The sequence below is a fragment of the Streptomyces sp. NPDC046303 genome (assembly GCF_055588085.1).
In genome coordinates, this window is the sequence record NZ_JBVJFA010000082.1 from 1 (window position 1) to 4,605 (window position 4,605).

Here is a 4,605-nt window from a genome sequence, read left to right on the forward strand (position 1 = left end):
CGTTCAGGATCGAGAAATCCACCGCCAGCATGAACTGCGCCACCAGCAGCACCACGAGGACCAGCTTGAGACGCCCGTCCAGGCGGGCGGGCCCCCCGGCTCCTCCCCCCTCCCCCGCACCCGCGTCAACACGCGCTCCCTCGACAACCGACATCGCCATACATCCTTTCCATCACAACGGAGGCCTTCGGCTCTGAAGGCCGGTACATGCCGGGGAAGCCGGCTCATGCAGGGGTGTGCGCCGAGGCGCGGCGCCGTAGTTCTTCGGACAGTTCCTGCCAGTCCCGGGCGCACTGGGCGGCCGCGGCGGCCGCCGTCTCGGCCCGGTACGGGGGGATCGCGGCGACGATCCGCTCCCACTGGCTCAGTCCGCTCACCTGGAGGTCGAGCATGCGCAGCAGCAGCCTGCCCGCCTCGCTCAGCCTGAGCAGGGGGTCCTTGCACAGGCTGGTGACCAGGACGGGCAGGGGCTGTCCCCGGCCCCGGGCGGGCACCTCGGGCGGGGCCGGGCCGGTACGCCGCTGGGCGGCGGGCACCGGATCGGCTCCCTCGCCGATCCGGCGCCGGACGTCCCGTACGGTCGAGGGCGCGATGCCCGCCTCCCGCGCGATCTGCCGCAGGGAGGCCGTGGGCCGGCCGGCGAGCAGCCGGGCCGCGATCTCCCTGCCGCGTACGGGATCGGCCGGCCGTATCCGGCCGTCCTGGCCGACGCGGCCCGGCGGATCGGGCCCGGGGCCTGCGCGGCGGCGCAGCGCCCCGACGGTCTTGGCCGACAGGCCGGTGCGCTGCGCGATGCCGCGATCGGACCAGTCGGGGTGGGACCGGAGGATCCGCAACGCCGCGGCCGTCCGCTCGGCGTGCGTGAGCGGGAGCCCGTGGCTGATGTTGGCCTCGACCGACAGGACGAAGGCGTCCTCGGCGCTGCCGTCGAAGTACGTCACCGCCACCGTGTCCTGCCCGCGCAGTACGGCGGCCCGCAGCCGGTGCGTTCCGTCGATGACGCGCATGGTGGCGCGGTGCACGAGCAGCGGCGGCAGCGTTCCGCCGGAGTGTGCGAGGCCGTGTGCGTGGCTCTCGTCCACCCGGACGGCGCGCGGGGAGTCCGCGGCGAGCAGCGCACCGACCGGTACCTCGACGGCGTTGTCGCAGGCGCCCGGCGCGCTGGTCGCGTTCGGCTCTCCCATGGAGTCCACCTCCCTTCGTGCATGCGGTGCTTCGGCTGCCGGTCCGTTCGCCGGCTCCGGGAAAGAAATTACGTAACTACCGTTCGGTAACCCAACTGGCGGCCGAACTCCGTTGAGATTTGGGCAACTTGGCCAAGTAGCGGCCCGGCGGGGTGGGCGACCGCGGAAGTTCCCCGGTCGCCCGCCGAGCTGCCGGGCTCACGCCTCCACGAGCTCCTCCGCGCGCACGAACTCCCGCAGCCAGGCGAGGAATCCCGGCCCGAGGTCCGCGCGCTCACAAGCGAGCCGGACCGTCGCGCGCAGGTACTCGGCCCGGTCCCCGGTGTCGTAGCGGCGGCCGGAGAAGACGACCCCGTGCACGGGACGGCCCGCCTGGACCAGGGCGCGCAGCGCGTCCGTGAGCTGGATCTCGCCGCCGCGTCCGGGACCCGTACCGCGCAGGACCTCGAAGATCTCGGGGTCGAGGAGGTAGCGGCCGATGATCGCGAGGTTGCTGGGCGCGGTGCCCGGCGCGGGCTTCTCGACCAGGTCGGTGATGCGTACGCCCGCACCGTCCGCCGGCCCCTCCACCGCGGCGCAGCCGTACTGGTGGATGGCGTCGGGCGCCACCTCCATGAGGGCGACGACGCTGCCGCCGTATCGCGCGCGCACCTCGGCCATGCGGGCCAGCAGCGGGTCCCGGGGGTCGATCAGGTCGTCGGCCAGGAGGACGGCGAACGGCTCGTGGCCGACGTGGGGCGCGGCGCACAGCACGGCGTGCCCCAGCCCCTTGGGGTCCCGCTGGCGCACGTAGTGGATGTCGGCGAGCTCGGTGGAGGCGCAGACGCTGTCGAGCTTGTCCTGGTCGCCCCGGCGCCGGAGGGCTTCCTCCAGCTCGTGGTTGCGGTCGAAGTGGTCCTCGAGCGGCCGCTTGTTGCGGCCGGTGACCATGAGGATGTCGGACATCCCCGCCGCGACCGCCTCTTCCACCACGTACTGGATGGCCGGCTTGTCGACGACCGGCAGCATTTCCTTGGGGGTGGCCTTGGTCAGCGGGAGGAAACGCGTACCGAGTCCCGCGGCGGGGATGACTGCCTTGGTTATGCCATGAGGTGTGGAATTCATGCCGCTGACGCTAGAGGGCGCCGCACGCCACCGGCTCGAATTCGGCGTCTTTTCCGCCTACTTGGGCATTTCCGATGCGGCCGGCGCCGCGATGCCCCGCCGGACCAGCCGCCACAGCTCCCTGAGTTCAGCGACGACCGCACCGCGGGAGCCCGCGCGGCCGCGGCGCGCCCGTACGACGACGCCCCCCACCAGATGCGCTGCCAGCAGGGCGGCCGGGCGCGGGTCGACGTCGGGGTTCAACTGCCCCTCTTCGGCGGCCTGCTCGAGCAGCCCCCTGACCTCCGGGTACCAGCAGCTGCACCAGGCGGGGCCCGCGCCGACGCGCTCCTGGGTGAGCCGGGCGGCGGCGCGTACGACCGCGTCCGTCTCGATCAGGCAGCCCAGTTCGAGGACGAGCGCGGAGACGGTGTCCAGCGCCGGGCCGCCACGGGCCGTGACGTCCTCGACGACCCTGCGGGTGGCCTGCCGCCCCGAATCCTCGACGGCCGAGGCCAGTTCACCCTTCGCGGAGAAGTGAAAGGTGAGGGCTCCTATGGATATCCCGGCGGAGCGGCTCAGCCGGGACAACGACGTCCCGTCATATCCATTGCGGTCGAATTCGGCGGCGGCCACCGAGATCAGATGATTACGGGTGCGCACGCCGCGCTCTTGTTTCACCACTGCACCATCACTGCCATCCGGGTCGTTCCTGACTCACCAATACGTCGTCCTGCGTCGGGATGGCGGCCTCCAGCCTCGCCCGGGTGCCGGCCGCGCACAACGCCGACTTGACGAAGAAGCACCCGCACCCCTCCCCCCGCCGCCCTCGCGGCGGACTCGGCTACCAACGTGCCCAAGTCGCGCGGGGGGCGCCACTCTTACGCTGGAAAAAAAACGAACGTTCTGTATTCTGATGGTACCTACGACGCACGCCGGCGTCCGCAGCGAAGGGGGAGACAGATGACGGCACAGACGAGGACCAGAGCTCTGGTTGCCGGGGACACCACCCTGGACGAGTTCAGCGAGCGCCTCTTCGGCCACTTACCGAGAGCCGACCAGCGCCGCTGGGCGCGGGTCTACCTGCAGGGGCTGCTCACCACCCCCGGCAAGAAGTCCGTACGCCGGCTCGCCGCGTCCGTGACCGAGTCCCCCACCGCCTCCCAGTCCTTGCAGCAGTTCATCAACGCGAGCCCGTGGGACTGGGATCCGGCCCGCACCGAGCTGCTCCGCTGGATGGAGGAGCGGCACACGGTGCACGCCTGGACGATCGGGCAGGTGGCCTTCCCCAAGCGCGGCGAGCACTCGGTGGGCGTGCACCGCCGCTTCGACCCGGCTGCCGGGCGCATCGTCAACTGCCAGTACGGCTTCGGGCTGTTCCTGTCCCTGGGCGGCACGACGGTGCCCGTCGACTGGCGGCTGGTCCTGCCGGAGAACTGGTCGGCGGATCCCGCCCTTCGCCGCCGGGCGCGCATCTCCCCGGACGTCGCGCACCAGGCCCCGGAATCCCTCGTCCTCGAGCTCATCGACTCGATCGCCGCCCGCACCTCGTCGGTGCGCGCGCCCGTGATCGCCGACTTCAGCCGTCTGAGCGGCGCCGCCGGGCTGATCGGCATGCTCGCCCGCCGCGGCCACGAGTTCCTGGTTTCCGTGCCGCCGACCCTCGCCGTCAGCGCCGCCGGACCGGCCCACGGGACCGAGCCGGCCCGGACCGCGATGAGGCCTCCGGTGCGGACGCCGGTCCGTGCGGCCACCGCGGGCGATGTCGCGCGCCTGGGGAACACCACCCATCCGTACGCCGCGCAGTTCGCCGGTCCCGGTGCGCGTCCGCAGCGGCTGCGCATCCACTCGGCGCTGGTCCGGGTGCCGGGCGGGGAGTCCGGGGTCTCCGGGGCGGTGCAGCAGAGCTACCGCCTGTTCGGCGAACGGCGTCCGGGACCGGGGCTGCGGGGCGGTCCGGTCTGGCTCACGAACATGAGCCGCCACCGGATGGACGACCTGCTCCTGCTGGTCCGGCAGTCGGCGCAGACCACCGCGGCGCTCGGCACGCTGGCCGAGGAGTTCGGCCTCCTGGACTTCGAAGGCCGGTCCTTCCCGGGGTGGCACCACCACATGACGCTGATGTCCGCCGCGTTCGCGTACAAGGCCGTGCCCGCGCCGCGGGAGGAGCGGGAGTACGCCGCCTGACGGGGCTGGTGTGCGGCGGGGGCTGCGGGCGGCAGCCCCCCCCGCTTTCCGGGATCAGGCGCGGATGAGGGCGAGGACTTCGTCGCGGACCTTGGCCAGCGTGGCCTGGTCGCGGGCCTCGACGTTCAGGCGCAGCAGGGGTTCGGTGTTG

The 4,605-nt window shown here is 72.6% G+C and carries 5 protein-coding genes and 1 pseudogene; 1 reads left to right on the plus strand and 5 read right to left on the minus strand.

Going from position 1 to position 4,605, the window contains the following annotated elements:
- From ACZ6I1_RS34870 to ACZ6I1_RS34885, 4 genes and pseudogenes are all read right to left on the minus strand, one after another.
- A pseudogene (locus tag ACZ6I1_RS34870) lies at positions 1 to 160 on the minus strand (MFS transporter); the annotation flags it as partial.
- Between the two features lie 64 nt (positions 161 to 224).
- Positions 225 to 1,184, minus strand: coding sequence for a ParB/RepB/Spo0J family partition protein (locus ACZ6I1_RS34875; RefSeq protein WP_469293131.1), 960 nt, complete (start codon positions 1,182 to 1,184; stop codon positions 225 to 227).
- 198 nt (positions 1,185 to 1,382) lie between these two features.
- Complete coding sequence (gene galU, locus ACZ6I1_RS34880; RefSeq protein WP_469293133.1) at positions 1,383 to 2,288, minus strand: UTP--glucose-1-phosphate uridylyltransferase GalU; 906 nt, start codon at positions 2,286 to 2,288, stop codon at positions 1,383 to 1,385.
- Between the two features lie 57 nt (positions 2,289 to 2,345).
- Entirely contained in the window at positions 2,346 to 2,948 is a 603-nt protein-coding gene (locus ACZ6I1_RS34885; protein ID WP_469293135.1) for a TetR family transcriptional regulator, read from the minus strand.
- Positions 2,949 to 3,230: 282 nt separating this feature from the next.
- On the opposite strand from ACZ6I1_RS34885, the gene ACZ6I1_RS34890 reads away from it, so the two are divergent.
- Entirely contained in the window at positions 3,231 to 4,454 is a 1,224-nt protein-coding gene (locus ACZ6I1_RS34890) for an IS701 family transposase (protein ID WP_469293137.1), read from the plus strand.
- Positions 4,455 to 4,508: 54 nt separating this feature from the next.
- On the opposite strand, the gene ACZ6I1_RS34895 is transcribed toward ACZ6I1_RS34890, so the two are convergent.
- Positions 4,509 to 4,605, minus strand: a 97-nt coding sequence (locus ACZ6I1_RS34895; RefSeq protein ID WP_469293117.1) for a hypothetical protein, incomplete at its 5' end; no start/stop codon positions are given.

What these genes read in the sequence shown, in the direction of transcription:
- ACZ6I1_RS34875 (WP_469293131.1), bottom strand. Translation starts at nt 1,184, where the DNA reads ATGGGAGAGCCGAACGCGACCAGCGCGCCGGGCGCCTGCGACAACGCC.
- ACZ6I1_RS34890 (WP_469293137.1), top strand. Translation starts at nt 3,231, where the DNA reads ATGACGGCACAGACGAGGACCAGAGCTCTGGTTGCCGGGGACACCACC.
- galU (WP_469293133.1), bottom strand. Translation starts at nt 2,288, where the DNA reads ATGAATTCCACACCTCATGGCATAACCAAGGCAGTCATCCCCGCCGCG.